The 22,862-nt window shown below is 68.5% G+C and carries 16 protein-coding genes and 1 pseudogene; 7 read left to right on the top strand and 10 right to left on the bottom strand.

Translation table 11 applies throughout. The features are described from left to right. Window positions 1-1,099 (bottom strand): aromatic amino acid lyase (locus QZ609_RS12460; protein ID WP_295494904.1); only part of this gene is annotated, 1,099 nt, incomplete at its 3' end. A gap of 23 nt (window positions 1,100-1,122) precedes the next feature. Continuing rightward, on the bottom strand, window positions 1,123-2,841 hold the full coding sequence (gene hutU / locus QZ609_RS12465; protein WP_295494906.1) for a urocanate hydratase: 1,719 nt from the start codon (window positions 2,839-2,841) through the stop codon (window positions 1,123-1,125). A 155-nt stretch (window positions 2,842-2,996) separates the two neighbouring features. On the opposite strand from hutU, the gene hutC reads away from it, so the two are divergent. After that, window positions 2,997-3,710 carry a histidine utilization repressor gene (gene hutC / locus QZ609_RS12470; RefSeq protein ID WP_295494908.1) on the top strand — a complete coding sequence of 238 codons (714 nt, stop codon included), beginning with the start codon at window positions 2,997-2,999 and terminating at the stop codon, window positions 3,708-3,710. Window positions 3,711-3,713: 3 nt separating this feature from the next. On the opposite strand, the gene QZ609_RS12475 is transcribed toward hutC, so the two are convergent. The 4 genes from QZ609_RS12475 to hrcA form a co-directional block, all read right to left on the bottom strand. Continuing rightward, complete coding sequence (locus QZ609_RS12475) at window positions 3,714-4,583, bottom strand: ABC transporter permease subunit (protein WP_295494911.1); 870 nt, start codon at window positions 4,581-4,583, stop codon at window positions 3,714-3,716. 106 nt (window positions 4,584-4,689) lie between these two features. Then, a complete protein-coding gene (locus tag QZ609_RS12480) occupies window positions 4,690-5,481 on the bottom strand; it encodes an ATP-binding cassette domain-containing protein (protein ID WP_295494914.1) in 792 nt (263 codons plus the stop codon). Continuing rightward, the gene (gene tauA / locus QZ609_RS12485) at window positions 5,478-6,542 is read right to left on the bottom strand and encodes a taurine ABC transporter substrate-binding protein (protein WP_295494916.1); all 1,065 of its coding nucleotides are present in this window, start codon (window positions 6,540-6,542) and stop codon (window positions 5,478-5,480) included. The genes QZ609_RS12480 and tauA overlap by 4 nt, the downstream gene beginning before the upstream one ends. 111 nt (window positions 6,543-6,653) lie before the next feature. Further along, complete coding sequence (gene hrcA, locus QZ609_RS12490; RefSeq protein WP_295494920.1) at window positions 6,654-7,712, bottom strand: heat-inducible transcriptional repressor HrcA; 1,059 nt, start codon at window positions 7,710-7,712, stop codon at window positions 6,654-6,656. 134 nt (window positions 7,713-7,846) lie between these two features. On the opposite strand from hrcA, the gene QZ609_RS12495 reads away from it, so the two are divergent. The 5 genes from QZ609_RS12495 (at window position 7,847) to mprA (ending at window position 15,006) form a co-directional block, all read left to right on the top strand. Beyond that, a complete protein-coding gene (locus tag QZ609_RS12495) occupies window positions 7,847-8,776 on the top strand; it encodes an NAD kinase (protein WP_295494922.1) in 930 nt (309 codons plus the stop codon). Window positions 8,777-8,798: 22 nt separating this feature from the next. Further along, window positions 8,799-10,502: a DNA repair protein RecN gene (gene recN / locus QZ609_RS12500; protein ID WP_295494924.1), complete on the top strand. Its 1,704-nt coding sequence runs from the start codon at window positions 8,799-8,801 to the stop codon at window positions 10,500-10,502. Between the two features lie 82 nt (window positions 10,503-10,584). Continuing rightward, window positions 10,585-11,031: a hypothetical protein gene (locus QZ609_RS12505; protein WP_295494926.1), complete on the top strand. Its 447-nt coding sequence runs from the start codon at window positions 10,585-10,587 to the stop codon at window positions 11,029-11,031. A 157-nt stretch (window positions 11,032-11,188) separates the two neighbouring features. Further along, window positions 11,189-12,817: a S8 family peptidase gene (locus tag QZ609_RS12510; RefSeq protein WP_295494929.1), complete on the top strand. Its 1,629-nt coding sequence runs from the start codon at window positions 11,189-11,191 to the stop codon at window positions 12,815-12,817. A 209-nt stretch (window positions 12,818-13,026) separates the two neighbouring features. After that, window positions 13,027-15,006: an MprA protease, GlyGly-CTERM protein-sorting domain-containing form gene (gene mprA, locus QZ609_RS12515; protein ID WP_295494932.1), complete on the top strand. Its 1,980-nt coding sequence runs from the start codon at window positions 13,027-13,029 to the stop codon at window positions 15,004-15,006. Between the two features lie 65 nt (window positions 15,007-15,071). On the opposite strand, the gene rrtA is transcribed toward mprA, so the two are convergent. Further along, complete coding sequence (gene rrtA / locus QZ609_RS12520; protein WP_295494934.1) at window positions 15,072-15,692, bottom strand: rhombosortase; 621 nt, start codon at window positions 15,690-15,692, stop codon at window positions 15,072-15,074. After that, window positions 15,689-18,541 (bottom strand): bifunctional [glutamate--ammonia ligase]-adenylyl-L-tyrosine phosphorylase/[glutamate--ammonia-ligase] adenylyltransferase, encoded by a 2,853-nt coding sequence (glnE, locus tag QZ609_RS12525; protein WP_295494938.1) that lies wholly within the window; start codon window positions 18,539-18,541, stop codon window positions 15,689-15,691. Before glnE ends, rrtA begins: the two co-directional genes overlap by 4 nt. Before the next feature lie 212 nt (window positions 18,542-18,753). Between glnE and QZ609_RS12530 the strand changes: the two are divergent. Then, window positions 18,754-21,948, top strand: a pseudogene (locus QZ609_RS12530) (DUF3971 domain-containing protein); the annotation flags it as partial. 124 nt (window positions 21,949-22,072) lie between these two features. Here QZ609_RS12530 and QZ609_RS12535 read toward each other — a convergent pair. Then, window positions 22,073-22,300 (bottom strand): hypothetical protein, encoded by a 228-nt coding sequence (locus QZ609_RS12535; RefSeq protein WP_137910663.1) that lies wholly within the window; start codon window positions 22,298-22,300, stop codon window positions 22,073-22,075. Next, complete coding sequence (locus QZ609_RS12540) at window positions 22,297-22,668, bottom strand: hypothetical protein (RefSeq protein ID WP_137910664.1); 372 nt, start codon at window positions 22,666-22,668, stop codon at window positions 22,297-22,299. The genes QZ609_RS12535 and QZ609_RS12540 overlap by 4 nt, the downstream gene beginning before the upstream one ends. Window positions 22,669-22,862 lie beyond the last annotated feature (194 nt).

The following is a 22,862-nucleotide window of genomic DNA, read 5'->3' on the forward strand; positions in this document are numbered from 1 at the left end:
TCAGCAGCGCGATGCGGCGCTCGGACAGCGCACCGATCTCGGCAATCGCCAGCGCGAGCATGTCGGCGGCAAACGCCACCGGCTCGGCATGGAAGTTACCGCCCGAGATCACTTCACCGGCGTCGGCGTAGACCAGCGGGTTGTCGGTCACTGCGTTGGCTTCGGTGAGCAGCGTGGCGCCGGCCTGGCGGATCAGATCGAAACATGCACCCATGACTTGCGGCTGGCAGCGCAGGCTGTATGGGTCTTGCACGCGCTTGTCGCCCACGAGGTGAGACTGACGGATGGCGCTGCCGGCAAGCAGGTTGCGGTACACGGCCGCGGTGGCGATCTGGCCGGCTTGCCCACGCACAGTGTGCACGCGCGGATCGAACGGCGCGTCGCTGCCCTTGGCGGCATCCACCGACAACGCACCCGACACCGTGGCGGCTTGCAGCAGTCGCTCGGCCAGGAACAGGCCGTTGAGCGCCAACGCGGTCGACACCTGCGTGCCGTTGATGAGTGCCAGGCCTTCCTTGGCGGCCAGCGCGTTCGGCTCGATGCCCGCGGCAGCCAGTGCCGCACGTGCCGGGGTGCGTACGCCGTTCACGCGCACGTCGCCTTCGCCCAGCAGGGCCAGCGTCATGTGCGCCAGCGGCGCCAGATCGCCCGACGCGCCCACCGAACCCTTCGACGGAATGCAGGGCACGATGCCGGCGTTCAGCAGTGCCAACAGCGTGTCGATCACAACACGGCGCACGCCCGAATAACCGCGCGCCAGGCTCGCTGCCTTCATCAGCAGCACCAATCGCGCCACGTTGTCGCTCAAGTCTTCACCGGTGCCGACAGCGTGCGACAGGATCAGGTTGCGTTGCAGGCGCTCCAGCTCGTGCGTGGCGATCTGCGTCTTGGCCAGCTTGCCGAAACCGGTGTTGATGCCGTAGGCCGGGTCGCCCTTGGCGACGATGGCCTGCACCGTGGCGGCCGACGCCTCGATGGCGGCGGCGCAGTCGCCCGACAGCGCGATGGGCGTGGGCGCGAGCCACACGCGGCGCAGGTCGGCGAAGGTCATCTCACCGGGTTGCAGCGTGAGGATGGGGGGCGTGGTCATGGTGTTCATGGAATGCAGGGGATCTCTCTAACTTAGCCGATCATCGGCAGGTTCAAACCATTGCGCTTGGCGCAGGCGACGGCGGTCTCGTAGCCGGCATCGGCATGGCGCATCACGCCCGAGCCGGAATCGTTGACCAGCACGCGGCCCAGGCGCTTGGCAGCGGCCTCGGTGCCGTCGGCGACGATCACCACGCCCGAGTGCTGCGAATAGCCCATGCCGACGCCGCCGCCATGGTGCAGCGACACCCAGGTCGCACCGCCGGCGGTGTTCAGCAGCGCGTTGAGCAGCGGCCAGTCCGACACGGCGTCGGTGCCGTCGCGCATGGCTTCGGTTTCGCGGTTGGGGCTGGCAACCGAGCCGGTGTCGAGGTGATCGCGGCCGATCACGATGGGGGCCTTCAGCTCGCCGTTCTTGACCATCTCATTGAAGGCCAGGCCGGCCAGGTGGCGCTCGCCCAGGCCCAGCCAGCAGATGCGGGCGGGCAGGCCCTGGAAGGCGATGCGCTCACGCGCCATGTCGAGCCAGCGATGCACATGCGTGTTGTGCGGGAAGAGCTCCTTGATCTTGGCGTCGGTCTTGTAGATGTCTTCCGGGTCACCCGAGAGCGCCACCCAGCGGAACGGGCCCTTGCCCTCGCAGAACAGCGGGCGGATGTAGGCCGGCACGAAGCCTGGGAAGTCGAAGGCATTCTTCACACCCTGATCGAACGCGACCTGCCGGATGTTGTTGCCGTAGTCGACGGTCGGGATGCCCATGGCCTGGAAGTCGAGCATGGCTTGCACGTGCACGGCGCACGACTTTGCGGCCTCTTCAGTCAGGCGGGCGTGCTGCGACGGATCGCGTTGCGCAGCACGCCATTGCTCGACCGTCCAGCCAGTCGGCAGGTAGCCGTTGACCAGATCATGCGCCGAGGTCTGGTCGGTCACCAGATCCGGCTTGAGGCCGCCGGCGCGGGCACGCTTGACCAGCTCCGGCAGGATTTCCGCGGCATTGCCGAGCAGACCGATGGACACGGCCTCACCACGCTCGCAATGGTGGCGAATCAGATTGAATGCGTCGTCGATGTCCTTGGCCTGCTTGTCGAGGTAGCGCGTACGCAGGCGGAAGTCGATGCTCGATTGCTGGCACTCGATGTTCAGCGACACGGCACCGGCCAGCGTGGCGGCCAGCGGCTGCGCGCCACCCATGCCGCCCAGGCCGGCGGTCAGGATCCAGCGGCCGGCCAGCTTGCCGTCGTAATGTTGGCGGCCGGCTTCGGCAAAGGTCTCGTAGGTGCCTTGGACGATGCCCTGGCTGCCGATGTAGATCCAGCTGCCAGCAGTCATCTGGCCGTACATGAACAGGCCCTTGCGGTCCAGCTCGTTGAAGTGCTCCCAGTTGGCCCACTTCGGTACGAGATTGGAGTTGGCGATCAAGACGCGCGGCGCATCCGGATGCGTCTTGAACACGCCCACCGGCTTGCCCGACTGCACCAGCAGCGACTCGTCGTCGTTCAGCTCGCGCAGCGTTTCCAGGATCTTGTCGAAGCAGGCCCAGTCACGCGCCGCGCGGCCGATGCCGCCATAGACGACGAGGTGCTTGGGGTTCTCGGCCACGTCCGGGTCGAGGTTGTTCTGCAGCATGCGGTAGGCGGCTTCGGTCAGCCAGCTCTTGCAGTGCAGCTCCGTGCCGCGCGGGGCGCGGATCTCGCGCGAAGCGTCGTAGCGCGGGTCGTTGGACAGGTGGGCGGCGTCGATCGGGGCATTCATGTGAGGTCTCCTGCAGAACTCCTGTGGATGCAGCGGATCGTATGTTGTATATACAAATAAATCAAGAAAACTTTACAACTTGAGGGCAAACCCCGATCATGACTGCCAACGGGTCATCACATCGGCCCCTCACATCTGTCCCCCAGGTCGTCCACATGTCACCCGAGCCGTCCGCCGCCACACCCGCCTTCCGGCGCATCAAGGAAGACATCCTGTCCCGCATCCGCAGCGGGGAATGGAAGGAAGGCGAGGTGATTCCCGCCGAGGTGGCGCTGGCGCAGGCCTTTGGTGTGTCGCGCATGACGGTCAACCGCGCGCTGCGCGAGCTGACCGCCGAGCAGATCCTCACGCGCGTGCAGGGCTCGGGGACGTTCGTTGCACAGCAGAAATACCAGGCGACGCTGGTGGCGATCCGCAACATCGCCGAGGAGATCGCCGCGCGCGGGCACCGGCACCGCGCCGAGCTGCACAAGCTCGAGCGCGTGCGCGCCAACGAGGCGATGGCCGCGCCGTTCGGGTTGCCGGCCGGGCGCACGCTGTTCCATTCGCTGATCGTGCATTTCGAGAACGACCTGCCGATCCAGCTCGAAGACCGCTGGGTCAACGCCGCGCTGGCGCCGGACTATATGGAGCAGGATTTCACGCAGACCACGCCGAATGCCTACCTGATGCGTGCCGCCCCGTTGCAGGGCGTGGAGTATGGCATCGAGGCGTGCCTGCCCCCGCGTGACATCGCCGAGATGCTGCACATGGAGGTGCGCGAGCCGTGCCTGATGCTGCGGCGAAAGACGCTGTCCCAGGGCGAGGTCGCCTCGGTGGCGACCATGTGGCACCCGGGCGGGCGGTATCAGTTCACGGGGAGTTTCTGAGGGCTAGCTGCGGCCTTTCCAGGGCACCGCACGCGCCTCGACGGCACGCATCGCCAGATCGAACGCCCACGCAATCGCGCCGATCAGCACGATGCCCATCACCACCAGATCGGTGCGCAGGAAGCTCGATGCATTGAGCACCATCTGGCCGAGGCCCACGGTGGCCGCCACCATCTCCGCCGCCACCAGCGTGGTCCAGCCGAAGCCGATGGCGATACGCAAGCCGGTGAGGATCTCCGGCAGCGCGGCCGGCAGGATCACGTGCCGCACCACCTGCGTGAAGCTCGCACCCAGCGCATAGGCGGCGTTGATCTGCTCGCGCGTGGCGCTGCGCACGCCGGCGCGCGCGGCCATGGCAATCGGCGCAAAGCAGGCGAGATAGATGACGACGATCTTGGCGCGCTCGTCGATGCCAAGCCAGATGACCACCAGCGGCAGGTACGCCAGCGGCGGCAGCGGCCGGTAGAACTCGATGGGCGGGTCCAGCAGGCCGCGTGCGGTGCGCGACACGCCCATCGCCAGGCCGATCGGCACAGCGGTGACGGTCGCCAGCACAAACGCGCCGAACACACGCAGCGCGCTCCAGCCCAGATGCGCGGCCAGCGGCTGACCGCCCTGGATGTCGCCGCGCCAGGCGTCGACAAACGCCTGCCCCACCGCCTGCGGCGACGGCAGGAACAGCGGCGGCACCCAGTGGAACGTGGTCGCCGCCCACCATAGCAGCAGCAAAGCGCCGACCGACAGCACGCTCAGCCCGAGCGTGCCGCCCTCGCCCGGCAGGCGGTAGCCGCGCAGGCGACGAGGGGTATCTCGCGATGGCGTGGCGTCCTCGCAGCCCAGGCAATCCAGCAGGGCCGTCTCGATTGCGCTCATGCCGCCGCCTCCCTACCGGTGTCAGTCTTCCTGCCTTGGTGGCGTCGGTGGCCGGCGGAATTCGTGGCCGTGCGCATCCCCGCTGCGCGGGGCCCCTGCTTACTACTCATACCGCCTCCGTTTCCGGCGCGCGATGGATCAGCGCCAGCACGCGCTCCCGCCACGCAATGAATTCCGCTGATGATTTGACCGCGCGCGCGTCGCCGCCGGCCAGCGCCCGCCGCGAGAACGGCAGGTCGAACGTCTGCGCGACGCGCCCCGGCGAGGGCGACATCACCACCAACCGTGTCGCCAGGAACAACGCCTCTTCCACGTCATGCGTGATGAAGAACACCGTGGTGCAAGTGCGCTGCCACACGTCCAGCACCAGCGTCTGCATGGTCTCGCGCGTGAAGGCGTCGAGCGCGCCCATCGGCTCGTCCATCAGGAGCACGCGCGGCTCGGTGGCCAGCGCCCGCGCGATGCCAACGCGCTGCTGCATGCCGCCCGACAGGGCATACACGGGCGACACGGCATGCGCCTCCAGCCCAACCAGCCGCAGCAGTTCGAGCGCCCGCGCGTGGCGTGTGGAACGGTCGATGCCGCGCAGCTTCAAGCCGAGTGCCACGTTGTCGCGCACATTCAGCCACGGCATCAGGCCGTAGCGTTGGAACACCACACCGCGCTCTGCGCCGGGGCCCTCCACCTCCCGTCCGTCGAGCAGGATGTGGCCGGCCGTCGGCGCCACGAAGCCGGCCAGGCAATTCAGCAGCGTGGTCTTGCCGCAGCCCGAGGCGCCCAGCGCGACGACGAATTCGCCTGCCTCGATCGACAGGTCGACGCCGTCGAGCGCCCGTATCGTGCGGCCGTGCGCGTCGGTGTAGTCGACGCGCAGGCCGCGGACTTCGATGCGGCTCATCGGGATGCGGTAGCAACGGCCTTGCCCGACCCACCCGCCACGCGCTGGACGAAGCGGGAATCAATGGTGGCGCCGTAGTCCGGCAGCACCGCCTGGATCGTGCCCTGCGTCTTCAGGAACTGCGCCGTGGCCAGCAGCGATTGCGCCGCGCCCGATTGCGCACCGCCGCCCAGCCAGCGCTTGGACGCCTGCTCGGCCGCATCTGGGAAAGCGTACAGCGCGAGGCTCGCCGGCACCTCAGCCGCCGTCGCGCCCGAGGTCTTGGCCACCGCCGCCACCTGCGGCGAGCTGACCGTCCACGCGGCCTTGTTGTCGCGATAGGCGGCATCGGCCTTGGCCAGCACCTCCGTGAACTTGGCAAGGAACTCCGCATGGTCGCGCGCGAACTTCCGGTCGGCCACAAAGCCGTCAAACGTCGACTTGCCCGTGGCCGCGGCGATCTTGCCGGAGGTGATCAGCACCGTGCCGTTCTTCTTGACCTTGGCGAGCACCGGGTCCCAGATGAAGGCGGCGTCGACATCGCCGCGGTCCCATGCGGCAGACAGTTCCTGCGGGCGCAGGTTGACGACCTTCACGTCGCGCGGGTCCAGCCCCGCCTGCTGCAGCGCCACCAGCGCATGGAAGTGCGAGGTCGACACATACGGCACGCCCAGCGTCTTGCCTTTCAGGTCCGCCACCCGCGCGACACCGCTGCCGTTGCGAGCGACCAGCGCCTCCGCATCGTTGATGTTGTCGAGAATCCAGAACAGCGACAGGTCCACGCCCTGCGACACGCCGGCCGCGATCGGGCTCGACCCGGCTTCGCCGATCTGCACCGAGCCCGAGGCGATGGCGCGCACTACGTCTGCGCCGCTGGCGAGCTGGCGGTAGGTCACCTTGTAGCCGGTGGCGCGCTCGACCTCGCCGGTGGCCTGGGCGTAGCGCCAGGGCAGCATCATGTCCTGATAGGCGATGACGACCTCGCGGTCAGCCGCGCGCGCGGGCGCGCTGCCGAGCAAGGAGAACGAGACTGCCACCGACAGTGCGGCGGCCAGCAAACGGGGGAGAGAAGAACCAGCCATGGAAGACTCCGGCAGAAAGAACGCGCACATGCGCCGGAGTCGATTCTGGGAGACGGCAGGCGGGGCTGTCGTCGAAGAAATTCGGCTGAGCTTATGCCGCCAGCCTGAGGATCAATATTGGCTGAGCGTGCTCGACAGAAGCTTGGCGGTGATGTCCACGATCGGGATCACGCGCTCGTAGGCCATGCGCATCGGCCCGATCACGCCGAGCGTGCCGACGATCTTGCCGTCCACCTCGTACGGCGCGGTGATGACCGCCATGTCTTCGTGCGGCACCAGGCTGCTCTCGCCGCCGATGAAGATCTGCACGCCCTCGGCGCGGCTGGAGACATCAAGCAATTGCAGCAAACCAGTCTTCTGCTCGAACACGGCAAACAGCCGGCGCAGCTTGTCCATGGAGGAGGACAGGTCTTCCACCTCCAGCAGCTTGCGCTCGCCGGAGATGACCACCGGTTCTTCGTCCGACACCGCGCTGCTGCCCGCCTCCACCGCCGCCTGCATCAGCGACGTCATGTCGGCCTGCAGGGCGGAAAGCTCGCCGCGCAGGCGCTCGCGCACAGTGTCGAAGGTCATGCCGCCGTAGTGCGCGTTGATGTAGTTGGCGGCTTCCACCAGCTGCGACGGCGTGTACGGCGTATCGGTATGGATGATGCGGTTCTGCACGTCGCCCTCGGGCGTGACGACGATCAGCAGGATGCGCGTCTCGGACAGGCGCAGGAATTCGATCTGCCGGAAGGCATGCGTGCGGCGCGGCGTCATCACCACGCCGGCAAACTGCGACAGGTTGGACAGCGTTTGCGCCGCCGCCGCGATTACCCGCTGCGACGATTCCGACCCATGCGAGGCCAACTGCGCGCGCACCTGCTCGGCAATCGCGCCGGCCACCTGGTGCGCGATCGGGTCGCGCGCGCCGACCAGCTCCAGCGGGTTGGCCGTCAGCATGGTGTCGACGAAGAGCCGGTAGCCGCGCGGCGTCGGGATGCGCCCGGCCGAGGTGTGCGGGCTGGCGATGAAGCCCATCTCCTCCAGGTCGGCCATCACATTGCGGATGGTGGCCGGCGACAGGTCGAGCCCGGAATACTTCGACAGGGTGCGCGAGCCCACGGGCTGCCCCTCGGCGATGTACCGCTCGATCAGGGTCTTGAGGAGGATGGTGGCGCGTTTGTCCATGGTGGCTTCGATTTTACGCAAAATCGGCCGCACAAAACCGGCCGCCCCAAGGTGACGGCGACGTTTCATGGTCAAACATACGCCCGCGGCTGCACAACGTGGCGACCGTCATATCGATATGGTGTAATGCGCCCATGTCGAAATCCGCGTCCGCCTCAGCTTCCCGCGTGTCTCAGCCCTCGCCTTTCAAGACCGTCGCGCTGGTCGGCCGCTACTCGGCCGCCAACATTGCCGCACCGCTCATGGAACTGGCGTCGAGCATCGCCGCGCGCGGGCACGACATCGTGTTCGAGCGCGAAACGGCGCTGAACATCGGCGTCCAGGATTACCCTGCCCTGCCGCCCGAAGAAATGGCCCGCCAGGCCGACGTGGCGGTCGTGCTCGGCGGCGACGGCACGTTGCTCGGCATCGGCCGCCACCTGGCCGGCGCCAGCGTGCCTGTGATCGGCGTCAACCACGGGCGGCTCGGCTTCATGACCGACATCCCGTTCGAAGACGTTCACAACGTGCTGCCCGACATGCTGGCCGGCCGCTACGAGGCCGAGATCCGCACGCTGCTGCAGGCCCAGGTGGTCCGCGACGACGAGGTCATCTTCTCCGCCCTGGCCTTCAACGATGTGGTGGTCAACCGTTCCGGCATCTCCGGCATGGTCGAGCTGGCCGTGTCGGTGGACGGCTTCTTCATGTACAACCAACGCTCGGACGGCCTGATCGTGTCCACCCCCACCGGGTCGACGGCCTATGCGCTATCGGCAGGCGGGCCGATCCTGCACCCGGCGCTCTCGGGCCTGGTGCTGGTGCCGATCGCGCCGCACGCGCTGTCCAACCGGCCGATCGTGATCCCGCACGACGCCGAGTTGGTCATCCAGGTCACCAGCGGGCGCGACGCCAGCGTCAACTTCGACATGCAGTCGCTGACCTCGCTGCTGCCCGGCGACCGCATCGTGGTGCGCCGCTCCGAGCGCACCGTGCAACTGCTGCACCCGGTCGGCTACAACTACTACGCCACGCTGCGCAAGAAGCTGCACTGGCACGAGTACCCCACCGAAGACAACCGGCTGTAACCCAGACTCCGCCCGACGCTCCATGCTGCGCAGCCTCACCATCCGCGATTTCGTCATCGTCCACGCGCTGGACCTCGACCTGGCCGACGGCTTTACCGTGTTCACCGGCGAGACCGGCGCCGGCAAATCCATCCTGATCGACGCGCTGGCGCTCACACTGGGCGAGCGCGCCGATGCCGCCGTGGTGCGCGAGGGCGCGCCGCGCGCGGACATCACCGCCGCATTTGACGCGCACCCGCAGGTCGCTGCGTGGCTGGAAGCACACGAGCTACATGACGACGAAGGCGTCATCCTGCTGCGCCGCACCGTCGATGCCGCCGGCCGCAGCAAGGCCTTCATCAACGGTGCCGCCGTCACGCTCGCACAACTGCGCGAAGTGGGCGAGCAACTGGTCGACATCCACGGCCAGCACGCGCATCAACTGCTGCTCAAGACGGATGCCCAGCGCAGCCTGCTCGACGCCCACGCCGGCCTCGAGGACGACGTGCGCACCGTGGCCGAACGCTATCGCGCGTGGCAAGCCGTGGTGCGCCTGCGCGAGGCGGCCGAGCAGCAATCGCGCGAGGCCCAGCTCGAGCGCGAGCGCATCGAATGGCAGGTCAATGAATTGCAGAAGCTCGCCCCGCAGCCCGGCGAGTGGGAAGACGTACAGGCCGAGCACCATCGCCTGTCGCACGCCGCCAGCCTGATCGAAGGCACGCGCGCGGCGCTCGATGGCCTGTCGGAGGCGGAAGGTGCCGTGCTCACGCAGCTGGGCACCACCCTCCATACGCTGCGGGAGCTGGCCGAGATCGACCCGGCCCTGGCCGACGTGCTGGCCGCGCTGGAGCCGGCCGAGGTGCAGATCCAGGAAGCCGTGCACTCGCTTGCACGCTATGCCGATCGTGCGGAGCTGGACCCGGACCGCCTGGCCGAAGTCGATGCGCGCATGCAGGCGCTGCACACCATGGCGCGCAAATACCGCGTCGCGCCCGAGACACTGCCGGCCGAGCTGGCCGAGCGCCAGGCGCAACTGGCCGCGCTGCAGGCGGCGTCCGACCTCGACGCGCTGCAGGCACAGGAAACGCAAACCCACGCCGCCTATGCGCAGGTCGCCCAGGCGCTGTCACGCGCCCGCGCCAAGGCCGCGCGCGAGCTGGCCGAGGCCGTGACCGGCGCCATGCAGGGCCTGTCGATGGCCGGCGGGCGCTTCGACATCGCGCTGCACGCACTGGAGCACGGCGGTGCGGCGGGGCTGGAACAGGTCGAATTCCTCGTCGCCGGCCATGCCGGCGTGTCGCCGCGGCCGCTGGCAAAGGTGGCCTCGGGCGGCGAGCTGGCGCGCATCAGCCTGGCCATCTCGGTGATCGCCAGCGAGGCGAGCCCGACCCCCACGCTGATCTTCGACGAGGTCGACTCCGGCATCGGTGGCGCCGTGGCCGAAGTCGTGGGCCGGCGCCTGCGCGAACTGGGCACGCGCCGCCAGGTGCTGTGCGTCACCCACCTGCCGCAGGTGGCGGCGCTCGCCAACCACCACGTGCAGGTGGCCAAGCAGACGGTCGCCGGCAGCACGCGCTCCGACCTGGTGGTGCTGGACGCCACCGGCCGCGTGGACGAAATCGCGCGCATGCTCGGCGGCGCATCCCTCACCGACACCACGCGCCGCCATGCCGACGAGATGCTCGCCGCTGGGCGCGCCCAGCCCTCGCCGGCCGCGCAGCGTAAAACGCGGCGTGCGGCCCAGTGATCGCGTATACCTAAAAAGACATTGCCGCGTTTCATGTTCAGTGGAACGCCTTTCCCCATTCCCCGCTCCCCAGGAGAACCGCATGCCCTACCCGGTCAGCCGATCCCGCACCCTGCTGTCTTCCTACAAGCCCGCGCTGGCGGCGGTGCTCGGTCTGTGTTTGCTGGCCGCCTGCAAATCCGTCCCGGCCATCGATCCGGGCAAGCCGCCTGCCATGGACCCGTCTTCCGTCAACACCACGCCGCCGGCCTCGGTGTCGGCCGCGCAAAACCTGGGCGACGTGATCGTCGGCCTGCGCGCGCCCACCGATTCCGCCGCCACGCTGCAGGGCCAGCTTGATGCCATTGGTGCGCGCGCCACGCCGCGCGTGGCCTTCACGGTGGTGCGCCCGATGTCGGGCGGCTACTGGGTAGTGCGCGCCGCCTCAGGCGATGCGTCCGCCACGCTGGACAACGCCATCGCCACGCTGCGCGCCGCACCCGGCATCGCCTCGGCGGATGCGGATCGCGTACTCAAGATTCAACGTTGATTGCCCCAGGCGCGTTGCAGGCGCAGCTACACACTGTGTGCTTTGCCCGCATGTGCGCCGCAAGACGCAGGATTGCATGCTAATTTCTTACTGTCGCCGGTTGCGCGACATTGCCGCATCACCCGCCGCAAAGACTGTCACGATGGAGTCCGCCCACATGACGTTCGCTCTCATGCAACCCACGCGCGCGCGACGCGCAGGTGCCGCCCTGATGGGCGCCGCGGCCATGCTGCTCGCATGCCACACGGCGTCGGCCGCTGGCAACGCCCAGCCCCAGTACACCGGCGACCTGATCATCAAATGGCGGGATGACACCAGCGGCACGCAAAAGCCGCTGTCCGCGACCGAGGCGAGCAACCGCCTGCTGTCGGTTGCGCAGGCCGCCGGCAGCGCGCTGCAAGTCAAGCGCACCCTGGCCACCAATGCGCAGCTCACGCGCACGGGCCTGACCGACGCCGCCAGCATCGAGGCCGCGGCGGCCAAGGTCGCGCAGGATGCACGCGTGGCCTATGCCGTGCCGGACCGCATTCTGCATCCGTCGGCTACCCCCAACGATCCGCAATTTGCCACGCAGAACAACCTGCAGATCCCGTCGGTTGTGCCCGGCGGGATCAACGTGCAGCCGGCATGGGACGTCACACAGGGATCGACCAGCATCGTGGTGGCCGTGGTCGACACCGGCTACACCGACCACCCGGACCTGACCAACAAGATCCTGCCCGGCTACAACTTCATCTCCAGCGCCGCGCGCGCCGGAAACAGCACGGGGCGCGGCACCGACGCGCACGACCTGGGCGATGGCGTCACCGCCACGGACGTCGCGAATATCTCCGGTTGCACCGCGAGCGACATCGGCCCGAGCAGCTGGCACGGTACCGAGACGTCGAGCGTGCTGGCCGCCGGCACCAACAACGGGCTCGACATTGCAGGGGTGGGCTGGAACACGCTGATCGTGCCGGTGCGCGTCTCGGGCAAATGCGGCGCGCTGCTGTCCGACACCGTGGACGGCATGCTGTGGGCGGGCGGCATTGCCGTGTCGGGCGTGCCGAACAACCCCAGCCCGGCGCGCGTGGTCAACGTGAGCCTGGGCAGCGTCGGGGCGTGCTCGGCGGCGGAGCAGGATGCGATCAACCGCCTGGCCGCGCTGGGCACGGTGGTGGTAGCCGCCTCCGGCAATGAAGGCGGCGCGGTGGATGCGCCTGCCAACTGTTCGGGCGCCATCGCCGTGACGGCACACGTCGACAGCGGCGAGAACGCAAGCTACGCCAACGTCGGCGCGGAGGTGGCGATCAGCGCGCCGGGCGGCGGCTGCGGGAATTCCAAGGTCATCACGACCACCACCCCGGCAACCTGCTCCGAAACGCAATCGGTCATCCAGGCGGATTCCAACACCGGTCAGTACAGCCCGGGCAGCGCCACCGTCAAACAGGTGGCGGGCACCAGCTTTTCCACGCCCGAGGTGGCGGGCACGATCGCGCTGATGCTGAGCGTCCAGCCGCAATTGTCGAACGCGCAGATCCTGGCCGGCCTGCAGCAGTCCGCGCGTGCCCACCCGGCCAACACCTACTGCACGGTAAACGCCGGCAAATGCGGTGCGGGCCTGCTGGATACGGCCGGTGCCGTGGCCTACGCGCAGAAAACAACGCCGGCCGGAATCGGCAATGGCACGTCGAGTTCGAGCAGTAGCTCCGGCAGCGGTGGCGGCGGTGGCGGTGCCGTCGGCCTGACGGGTGCCGCGCTACTGCTGGCGGCCGGATTGGCCGGCCGTCGCCGACGCCGCAAGTAAGCCAGCCGCCTCACCCTCCCTCCGCCCGCGCCGGCCCCGGCGCGGGCATCTGTCTTATCCCGCCTCCCGATTTCCCCTTGTTTGTGCGCGACCATCCCTGCCTAGGCCTTCGATACTAGGGTTTCCACCCAGTCACATCTGGAACACACGATCTCAATCGTTTCTGACAATTAAGTCTCAGTTTTTCACAAGAAAACAGGACTGCTCTGATGAAAACGATGGTTCCCGGGGGTGCCTTTCGTGCGCTGATCGCGCTTGGATTGGGTTCGATGCAGGCTGTGCCAGCCATGGCGGCCGAAAAATCGACCGCATACAACCTGCAGCTGCAGCAGGTCACGCAGCTGATCATCAAGGAAAAGAGCAGCGCCAGCGGAGTGCTCAAGGCGCAATCGGTGGCCGCTGACGGCACGGCGACACGCGCGGACGTTGCAACGGTGCAACGGTGGTCGGCCGCGGCCCAGCTGCAGGTGACGTACAAGCGCGCCATGGCTGGCGGTGCACACGTGGTGACGCTGCCCAGCGTCATGTCGCTGGCAGACGCCCAGACCGTGGCGCAGCGCATGGAGGCCAGCGGCCAGTTCGAATACGTATCGCCAGACCGCGTCATGCGGCCGATGGCGCTCGCCACCGATCCGTTCTTCGCCCAGCAATGGAACCTGCTGCCGGGCACCCCGGTGCCCGGCGGCGCGAACGTGACTGCCGCCTGGGACACGACCACCGGTGTGAACACCGTCTACGTGGGCATCGTCGACACCGGCATCCGTGCCGACCACGCCGACTTTGGCGGCGCGGCGCGCTTCAACACTGGCTACAACTTCGTCAGCAGCAGCGCCATGGCCGGCACGACGGACAGCAAGACCGGCCAGACCATCCCCAGCGGGTTCGTCAACAACGGTGCCAACAACGCGGCCGGCAACAACGACCCCGCCGACCCGGGTGACTGGGTGGACTCAACAGATACGAGCAAATTTCCCACCCTGTGCGGCAACCCCAGCAGCAGCAGCTGGCATGGCACCTTCGTGGCGGGCATGATCGCAGCGCAGCGCAACAACGGCATCGGCATTGCGGGCATCGCGCCGGGCGTGCGCGTGCAGATGGCGCGGGCGCTGGGCAAGTGCGGCGGCGCCACCTCCGACATCATTGAAGCGCTGCAGTGGCTGGCGGGCGTCCCGGTCTCCGGTGCCGGCACCAACCCGACCCCGGCCAAGGTCATCAACATGAGCCTGGGCGGCGTCGGCCCGTGTTCGCAACCGGAGCAGGACGCCGTCAACGCGGCGCGCGCCCAGGGCGCCACCATCGTGGTCGCCACCGGCAACGAATCCGGCCCGGTGGATTCGCCCGCCAACTGCGCCGGCGCCATTGCCGTGACGGCCAACACGCTGGAGGGCGACAACGCCGTCTATGCCAACGTCGGCGCGCAGACCACGATCAGCGCGCCGGGTGGCGGCAGGGGTACGGTCGTCAACGGAACGGCCAGCGGCATCATCTCGCTGTCCAACAACGGCGCCACCAACCCGATGGCTTCGCCCACCGGAGACGCCTATGCCAACGACATCGGCACCTCGATGGCCACGCCGCACGTGACGGCGGTGGCGGCGCTGATGCTCTCCGTCCAGCCCGCGCTGACGCCGGACACCATCGCGACGCTGCTCAAGCAGTCGTCGCGCCCGTTCCCGTCGGGCACGTATTGCGCCACGCATGCGGGTGTTTGCGGCGCGGGCCTGCTGGACGCCGGCGCGGCCATCACCCAGACGCAAGGCATGCCCACCGTCCATGTCGGACCATCGGTGTCGACCGCCACCACCGGCACGGCCGTCACGCTCAGGGCTGTCAGCGGTGCCGGCTACGGCCGCACCGCCGGTAACCCGGTCTGGGCGCAAACGGCCGGCACCCCCGTCACGCTCACGACCACCGGCCCAGACGCCAACGGCAACAGCACGGCGACGTTCACGCCGTCCGCGATCGGCGTCTACATCTTCAGCGTGACGCTGACCAACAACGCGGGCAGCTCCGCCTCCGATACCGCCACCATAACGGTCACCCCGGGCTCTTCCAGCTCAACGGGCTCGGGCAGCGGCGGGGCGTCGGGCGGTGGCGGCGGTGGCGGTGGCGGTCACTTCCCCCTGTGGCTGGCGGGCCTGCTGCTGGCCGCCGGCGCGATCGCCTTCTCGCGCCGCAAGACCCTGTAAACGCAACAAGGACACGCCCGGCAGCCGCCGGCGTGTCCATTGCGCTTGCGTCGCCCCCCTGTAGATCAGCCGCGCACCCGCTTGCCTTGGGCGCGCCATTCCCCCAGCACCCAGATCAGCAGACCGCTCGCCGCGCCAAAGGCGTGGGCGATGCGCACCACACCCCAGCCCCAGTGCGGGTCGTAGACGATCGGCGATAACCACGACTGCTCCAGCCACACCTTCACCAGCACACCCGCGCACAGCAGGGTGCCGATCCAGCGTGAGCGCCGGTCGTCAGCCGCGCCTTGCGCAGAGGGTCGCAGCAACCGCAGCCCACCCCATGCCGCCAGCCCGTGCAATGCGCCCGACAGGCCGCCATACCACTGCACCGTCGGCTGATTGAGAAGCGCCAGCTGCACCAGCACCCCGCAGGCCACCAATGCGCCAACGATGGCGTCCGGCCGCAGCACCCGCGACAACAACAGGATCAGGCCCGTCGCCGCCATGCAATCGGCCAGCCAATGCCACGCGTCAAGGTGGACCCACATGGCCGTGACGATGCGCCACCACTGGCCGCCGCGCACCCCATCGCGCTGGTACAGGCCGATGGCATGCAGCCACGGCACGAACGAGAACGCGGCAGACAGCGCGAACACGCCCGCGCAAACGCCCCACGTGCGGACCGCATGCACGCGCGGGCTCATGGCGCGGGCGATGCTGCGCCAACGGCGCCGAACACCTGCCCCCACAAGGCGCGCACGTGGGCGGCCTCATGCGCACAGGTGCCGGCCGGCACACGCGCGGCGGACTGCCCGTCCAGCCGCAGCTGGTGTTGGCGCGCGCGGAAGTCCCGATAGGCGTCAGCCACCTGGGCCGCGCGGGTCGCGTCGATCAGGCCCAGCTCACCCGCCATGCGCAGCAGCGCGATGTTGCCGGCGTTGCGCGTGAGCTCCGCATGCGCGGCGCTGTGCAACAGCACCAGGAATTGCACGGTGAATTCGATATCGACCATGCCGCCGCGGTCGTGCTTCAAATCAAACAGCGCGGTCGGGTTGGCGTGGCCTTCGAGCACCTTTTCCCGCATCGCCACGATCTCGTCGCGCAGCGGGCCGGCCTCGCGCGGCTGGCGCAGCACTGCCGTGCGCAGCGCCTCGAAGCGCGCGCCGATCTCGGCATCGCCCGCGCAGAAGCGCGCGCGCGTGAGCGCCTGGTGCTCCCACACCCAGGCGGCGTTGTCGCCCTCGCGCATCTGATAGCGGCGGAAAGCCTCGAAGTGCGTGACCATCAGGCCGGCGGCGCCGTTCGGGCGCAGGCGCGTGTCCACGTCGAACAGCATGCCGGCGGCGGTGTGGCTGGTCAGCCAGGTGATGAGCTTGCGCGCGAAGGATGCGTACACATCGGGCGCGCGCTCGTCGTCATCGTCGTAGAGGAAGATGATGTCGAGGTCGGACGCATAGCCGAGCTCCTTGCCGCCCAGGCGCCCGTAGGCCACCACGGCAAAGCGCGGCACCTCGCGGTGGCGCGTGGCCACCTGCTGCCAGACGGTTTCCAGCGTCAGGTCCAGCACGGCATCGGCCAGGTCGGAGAGGCGGTCGCTGATCTGCTCGACGGTCAGCATCCCCTGCAGGTCCTGCAGCAGGATGCGGAAGGTCTCGGCATGGTGCTCCTGGCGCAGGATGTCCATCTGCATCTCGACATGGTCATCGGCGGCGCGCAGGCGGTCGCGCACGCGCTCGCGGAAGGCCGGCCAGTCGGGCGCGGCGGACAGCGCCTCGGTATCGAGCAGCTCGTCGAGCAGCTGCGGATGGCGCGTCAGGTAATCCGCCGCCCAGCGCGAGGCGTGCAGCGTGTGGGCCACGCGCGCCATCGCCTGCGGGTACTCGGAGAGCAGCGACAGGTACGACGAACGCCGGCTGATCGCGTCGAAAAAATCGAGGAAGCGCGCGATGGTGACGTCCGCATCGGTCTGCCGCGCGGCGTGGTCCAGAGCGCGGTTGATGAGCTGGTCAAAACGCTGGCGGCTGACCTCCGACAGCGCCCGGTAGCGCGGCGAATGGCGCGACGCGCGCAGCCGCTCCAGCACGCTGTCGGCATCGGCATAGCCGAGTTCGGCGAGCTGCGCGCGGGCGCTCTCGGTGCGCTCGTCGTCGAGCAGATCAGCGTGCCAGATGGCGGCACACGGCGGCTGGCTGTCCTGCTTGTCGGAGAAGGTCTGCTCGAACTGCTGCGCGACTTCCTCCTGATACGCCTCCAACTGCGCGACCAGCGCGGCATAGTCGGCAAAGCCCATCATGCGCGCGACGCTCAACTGGTCGGCCGGTGCGCCGGGCAGGTTGTGCGTCTGGGCGTCTTCGATGTACTGCAAGCGGTGCTCGAGCTGGCGCAGGAAGCGGTACGCCTCGGTCAGGCGTGCCACCACATCGGCGTCGATCAGGCCGCGCTCTGCGGCGGTGCGCAGCACCTCCAGCGTCGGCCGCACGCGCAGGGCGAAATCCTGTCCGCCGCGAATCAACTGGAACACCTGCGCCACAAATTCGATCTCGCGGATGCCGCCGCGCCCGAGCTTGATGTTGGGCGCGCGCGCGTGCACGTGGCCGTCGTGCTGCAGGTGGCCGCTGCTGCTGCGCTTGGCGGCCTCCGCGCGGATCTGCGCATGCAGCGCGCGGATGGCGGCGATCACGCCGTAGTCGAGGTAGCGGCGGAACACGAACGGCCCGGTCACGCGATCGAGCTGCTGGATCACGCGTGCCGCATGCGGGCTGGTCGGGTCGGTGATGACGCGGCCCTTGATCCAGGCATAGCGCTCCCACTCGCGGCCCTGCACGACAAAGTATTCCTCCAGCATGCCCAGGCTGCAGGCCAGCGGGCCGGCGTCGCCGTTGGGGCGCAGGCGCATGTCGACGCGGAAGACGTAGCCGTCTTCGGTCACCTCGGCCAGCGCGTTGATCAGGCGCCGGCCGAGCTTGACGAAGTATTCGTGGTTGGACAGCTGGCGAGGGCCGCCGTGCGTGTCGCCCTCCTCGTCGTAGAGGAAGATCAGGTCGATGTCGGACGAGACGTTCAGCTCGCGCCCGCCCAGCTTGCCCATGCCGACCACCACCAGCTCCTGCACCTCGCCCGAGGATTGTCCAATCGGCTGGCCATGCAGCGCGCCCAGCTCCTGCCCGATCACGGCAATCGCCACGCGCACGGCAAACTCGGCCAGGTCGGTCATGGTGCCGGTCACTTCGTCCAGCGTGGCCGCGCCGGACAAGTCGCGCTCGATCAGGGCGGCGAAGACCTCCTTGCGCAGCATGCGCAGCGCGCGCTTGAGCGCCTGCTCCGGCTCAACCGCAGCCGCCTCGAACAGCTCGCCAAAGCGCGCCGACAGCCAGGCCACGTCGATCAGGCCGGCAACAGCGGTTTGCACCTGCTCCGCCCAGCCCTCGCGCGCCGCGGCCATGCGCTGGACGTAGCGGGAATAGCTGCGCGCAAACGGCAGCGCGGCGGGGGGCGCGTCCGGCGGGCAGGCCGGCGTTTGCAGGAACGGCGAGGCGGGGGTGGATGTGGTCATGCGGGCGAGGAGTGGAAACGGCGTGGGAAACGGCATGGGAAACGGCGGGAAGCTTTTATTTTCGCTGAAACGGCCGCAGGGCGGACGGGCGGATCAGGCGCATCACAAGAAAGAACGGTCAAGCACGCATCGAGGCCCCCGCCCGCTGCCGCCTCACGCCCGTGCGCCCCGCAAACGTGGCGGCCACCGCCGAATATCGGATAATCCGGATCATGCCGGTCCCGCCCCATCCCCCCGAAGCCCCGAAGTCCGACGGCAGCCATGCCAATACCGCCCCCGCTGCCCGGGCAGGCCTGCGCGCGGCCATGCCCGCTGCCTGGGCCTCGATCGGGCGGATAGCGCACCGGCTGTGGGCCGGCCTTGGCGCCGTGGCGCGCGCGCCGATCTGGCGCAAGCTCTGGCGCATCCTGTGGAAGACCGCCGCCGCGCTGATGGTGCTGGCCGTGATCGGCGTGCTGCTGGTGCGCTTCGTCCTGTGGCCGCGCGTGAGCCTGGCGCGCGAGTGGATGGAACGCGAGGCGGCCGTTCCCCTGCAGGCGCAGGTCAGCATTGGCGCGCTGGATACCTATTGGGACGGCTGGCACCCGGCCTTCCGCGCCCAACGCATCGAGGCGCGCGACGCCGCCGGCCGCCAGACCCTGGCGGTGCAGGACGTGCAGGCGCGGCTGTCGTGGCGGTCATTGCTGCGCTGGCAGGTGACGTTCTCCGTACTGCACGCCAGCCACGCCGACGTGCTGGTCCGCCGCGACCCGGCCGGCGCCCTGTCGGTGGGCGGCATCAAGATGGAGCCGACCGCCGGCGCCGACGGCACCTTCCTGGACCAGCTCCTCGCGCAAGGCGACATCGACTTTCGCGAAGGCGCGGTGCGCTGGCTCGACGAGCAGCACGGCCTGCCGGAAGCGGCGCTGGGCAATGTGCGCCTGCAACTGCGCAGCGGCCCGACCCACCACCGCCTGGAAGCCAGCGCCAACGCGCCCACCCTGTTCAACGGCCCGATCAAGCTGCACGCCGATTTCCGCCACGAACTGCTGCAGCGCCCCGGCGATTGGCACCACTGGCACGGCCAGGCCACCTGGCAGGTCGACACGCTGCAACTGGCGACCCTGCAACGCTACGTGCCGGTGCTGGCCGCCGCCAACAGCGGCACGCTCACCTCCGACGGCTCGGTAGAATTCGCGGGCGGCGTCTTCACCCGCAGCCAGGCCCGGCTGACCGGCCAGGCACTCGACCTGCAGGTACGCAAAGACCTCGACCCGATCCGCCTGCGCAGCCTGCAGGCCCTGGCCTCGCACCAGCGCACCGCCACTGGCGAGCACACGCTGCGCATCGATACCCTGCTGTGGCTGCCGCTGGACGCCTCGTCGCCGCAGGCCGTGGCGGTGCCGCCGCCCCCGCAGGCCACGCTGGTCGGCCCCACCCCCGAGGCGCCGCCCAACCCCGCCGGCACGCCGCGCGGCTTCCGCAACATCACCGTCGGCTGGGCGCTCGATACACGCGACGCCCTGCGCAGCCTGCAGGTCAAGGCGAGCACACTCGACTTGGCCGACGCGCGCGCCGTCGCCACCACCCTGCCCCTGCCGGCAGCCGTGCTGGCACCGCTGCGCAGCAAGCAGCCGACCGGCCGCCTGGACGACATCGATTTCAGCTGGCAGCGCGACGTCTCGCGCTGGCGCCCGAACAGCCCGGCGCCCGAGCATTTCAACGGACGCGGCACGCTGCGCCAGGTGTCGTTCGGCCCCGGCCCGCTGCCGGCCGTGCCGCCCGGCCATCACCCCGATCCGGCCGTGCCGGGCGTGGAGAACCTCTCCGGCAACTTCAGCTTTGCCGACGACAAGGGCACCGTGCGCATCGATTCCGCCGACCTCGCCCTGCTGCTGCCCGGCGTATTCGACGAAGCACGCGTGCCGCTGGAGCGCCTGCAAGGCACCTTCGCCTGGACCTACCGCAAGCAGGAGCTGGTGGTCAGCAGCGACAACCTGACCTTCTCCAACGACGACCTCTCGGCCAGCGTATCCGGCAGCTACCGTCATGCGCCCAACACCAGCCACATCGGCGCGCTGGACCTGAAGGGCACGCTGGAACGCGCCACCGTCACGCGCGTGCCGCGCTACCTGCCGCTCTCGGTCGGGCCGCATACGCGCGACTACCTGGCGGGCGCCCTGCAAGGCGGCACGGCCAGCAACGTCACCCTCGTCCTCACCGGTGACCTGAACGAATTCCCGTTCCGTGCCCCGCACAAGGGCGCCTTCCGCGTCGAAGTGCCGGTCAAGGACGTGACCTACCAGCCGGCCCCCGCCGACGCCTCGCACCCGACCGGCTGGCCGGCCTTCACCGACGTCGAGGGCACCGTGGTGTTCGACAAGCCGTCGATGTCATTCAAGGTGGCGCGCGCCAGGGCAGGCGGCGTGACACTGACCGACGTGAACGGCAGCCTGCCCGACATGGGCGACCACCATCCGCTGCTGACCATCGACGGCCATGCCGACGGCGCCACGCAAAGCTTCCTGCAATACGTCGAGGGCAGCCCGGTGAGCGGCTGGATCGGCCACTTCACCAAGGACGCGCGCGCGCAGGGCAATGCCACGCTGGCACTCAAGCTGGACCTGCCGCTCAACGAGATGCACACCGCGCGTGCGCAGGGCAGCGTCACCTTCCTGCACAACGATGTCGTGCTGGCGCCGCAGGCGCCGTCGCTCACGGACGTGACCGGCGCGCTCACCTTCACGCAAAAAGGCATCGGTTTCGACAACCTGCGCGCACGCTTTGCCGGCGGCGAGATCCGCCCGAGCGGCGGCACGCTGCCCGATGGCACGATCCGGATCCAGGTGGCGGGCACGGCATCGGCACAGGGCCTGCGCGAGACCGCCCCTGCCGGCAGCGCCATCGCCGCGGTGGCGCGCGCGCTGGAAGGCAGCGCGCCCTACAGCGCCACCATCAGCACCAAGCAGCACCACACGTCCGTGCTGGTGCAGACCGACCTGACGCCGATGACGGTGCAACTGCCGGCGCCGCTCGCCAAGGCGGCGGGTCAACCGCTACCGGTGCGCTTCGAGATGCGTCCGCTCGCGTCCGGCACCGCAGCCAACGACGCCGGCGATCTTGATGAAGTCCTGCTACAGATCGGCAACGTGGCGAGCGCCCGCTACGAGCAGCGCACCACCGCCAACGGCACCGAGGTGCTGCGCGGCGGCATCGGCGTGCACCAGCCCGTGCCGCAGCCGGCCGAAGGCGTGCTCGCCAGCCTTGCGCTGGAGCATCTGGACATCGACGCCTGGCGTCAGGTCTTTACCGCGCCGGTCACGGAGAAGGACACCGCGCCAGCCGCCGAACATGCGGCGGATCATGGCGCCGCCTATCTGCCCAGCCACGTCGCTGCGCGCGCGCAGACACTGCGCATCCTCGGTCGCGCCGGTGCAATAAGTCAGCACGCCGATGGGGTCGCGGTAGGTGGTGAGTTTCGTACCCTCGAACTTAGGCACGATGGCCAGCAGGCCGGCTGCCGCCGCGGTGCCGACAATGGCCGCGAGCGGCTTACTTGGGCGCTTGAGTGCGGGCACGTTTGGGCTCCTGCTTGATGAGGCGCACGACAAAGCTGCCGGCGAAGACGACGCCTGTAAGGATCGCCAGATAGCGGGCAGGCAGCACGTCGCGAATCTGGTCGTACATCACGGCGTAGGTGGTCGAGAGCGCCACGCCCGCCGCATTGATCTGCTGCGAATACAGGCGATAGCAGCGATGCCACTCATCGATCAGCTTCATTTCGTACGTTCCTGGGTGAGACGTTCGAGAACAGAGACACGAGCAGCCAGATCACGAAAGTTCCCGTATTGCGTGGCCGCCCAGCCAAGCACACCTATGCATGCGAGCAGCGCCGTACCGATGAGCTTCCACATGCGGCTGTGAACATCCATCTGGGATGACAGCTTTCCCATCTCGGTTTTGGTTGCGTCGCTCACCTCGAAGAGCCGGTTCGTCTTGCCGTCGATGGTGTTCACTCGCTCCTGCAGTGCAGCCATCAGCACAACGCCCTGATTGACGGACGCCAACTGCCCCTTCATTTCCTTCAAATCGTCGATCGCGTGGCTGACGCGCTCGGTGAGCACCTGCACAGCGGCATCGGTTGCCATCTCTTCACTCACTGGTTGCCCCCGGGGTTGATCGAATGTTTTTTGAAGGCAACGAGTGCAATGACCGTATCGATGGCTTTTTCGCCATTACTCGCCAATAAACGGGATTAAATGATGATTTATTTCCAAATCCCATTTATCTCACTCCGATTAATTTAAAAGCAACGGAGTGATTATAGGTGAAAGAGTTTTTT

The organism is uncultured Ralstonia sp. (genome assembly GCA_913056305.1).
Lineage (GTDB): Bacteria > Pseudomonadota > Gammaproteobacteria > Burkholderiales > Burkholderiaceae > Ralstonia.

Excerpts from the sequence above, each read along its gene's own strand:
- hutU (WP_295494906.1), bottom strand. The coding sequence starts at position 2,841 with ATGAATGCCCCGATCGACGCCGCCCACCTGTCCAACGACCCGCGCTAC.
- hutC (WP_295494908.1), top strand. The coding sequence starts at position 2,997 with ATGTCACCCGAGCCGTCCGCCGCCACACCCGCCTTCCGGCGCATCAAG.
- QZ609_RS12475 (WP_295494911.1), bottom strand. The coding sequence starts at position 4,583 with ATGAGCGCAATCGAGACGGCCCTGCTGGATTGCCTGGGCTGCGAGGAC.
- QZ609_RS12480 (WP_295494914.1), bottom strand. The coding sequence starts at position 5,481 with ATGAGCCGCATCGAAGTCCGCGGCCTGCGCGTCGACTACACCGACGCG.
- tauA (WP_295494916.1), bottom strand. The coding sequence starts at position 6,542 with ATGGCTGGTTCTTCTCTCCCCCGTTTGCTGGCCGCCGCACTGTCGGTG.
- hrcA (WP_295494920.1), bottom strand. The coding sequence starts at position 7,712 with ATGGACAAACGCGCCACCATCCTCCTCAAGACCCTGATCGAGCGGTAC.
- QZ609_RS12495 (WP_295494922.1), top strand. The coding sequence starts at position 7,847 with ATGTCGAAATCCGCGTCCGCCTCAGCTTCCCGCGTGTCTCAGCCCTCG.
- recN (WP_295494924.1), top strand. The coding sequence starts at position 8,799 with ATGCTGCGCAGCCTCACCATCCGCGATTTCGTCATCGTCCACGCGCTG.
- QZ609_RS12505 (WP_295494926.1), top strand. The coding sequence starts at position 10,585 with ATGCCCTACCCGGTCAGCCGATCCCGCACCCTGCTGTCTTCCTACAAG.
- QZ609_RS12510 (WP_295494929.1), top strand. The coding sequence starts at position 11,189 with ATGACGTTCGCTCTCATGCAACCCACGCGCGCGCGACGCGCAGGTGCC.
- mprA (WP_295494932.1), top strand. The coding sequence starts at position 13,027 with ATGAAAACGATGGTTCCCGGGGGTGCCTTTCGTGCGCTGATCGCGCTT.
- rrtA (WP_295494934.1), bottom strand. The coding sequence starts at position 15,692 with ATGAGCCCGCGCGTGCATGCGGTCCGCACGTGGGGCGTTTGCGCGGGC.
- glnE (WP_295494938.1), bottom strand. The coding sequence starts at position 18,541 with ATGACCACATCCACCCCCGCCTCGCCGTTCCTGCAAACGCCGGCCTGC.
- QZ609_RS12535 (WP_137910663.1), bottom strand. The coding sequence starts at position 22,300 with ATGAAGCTGATCGATGAGTGGCATCGCTGCTATCGCCTGTATTCGCAG.
- QZ609_RS12540 (WP_137910664.1), bottom strand. The coding sequence starts at position 22,668 with ATGGCAACCGATGCCGCTGTGCAGGTGCTCACCGAGCGCGTCAGCCAC.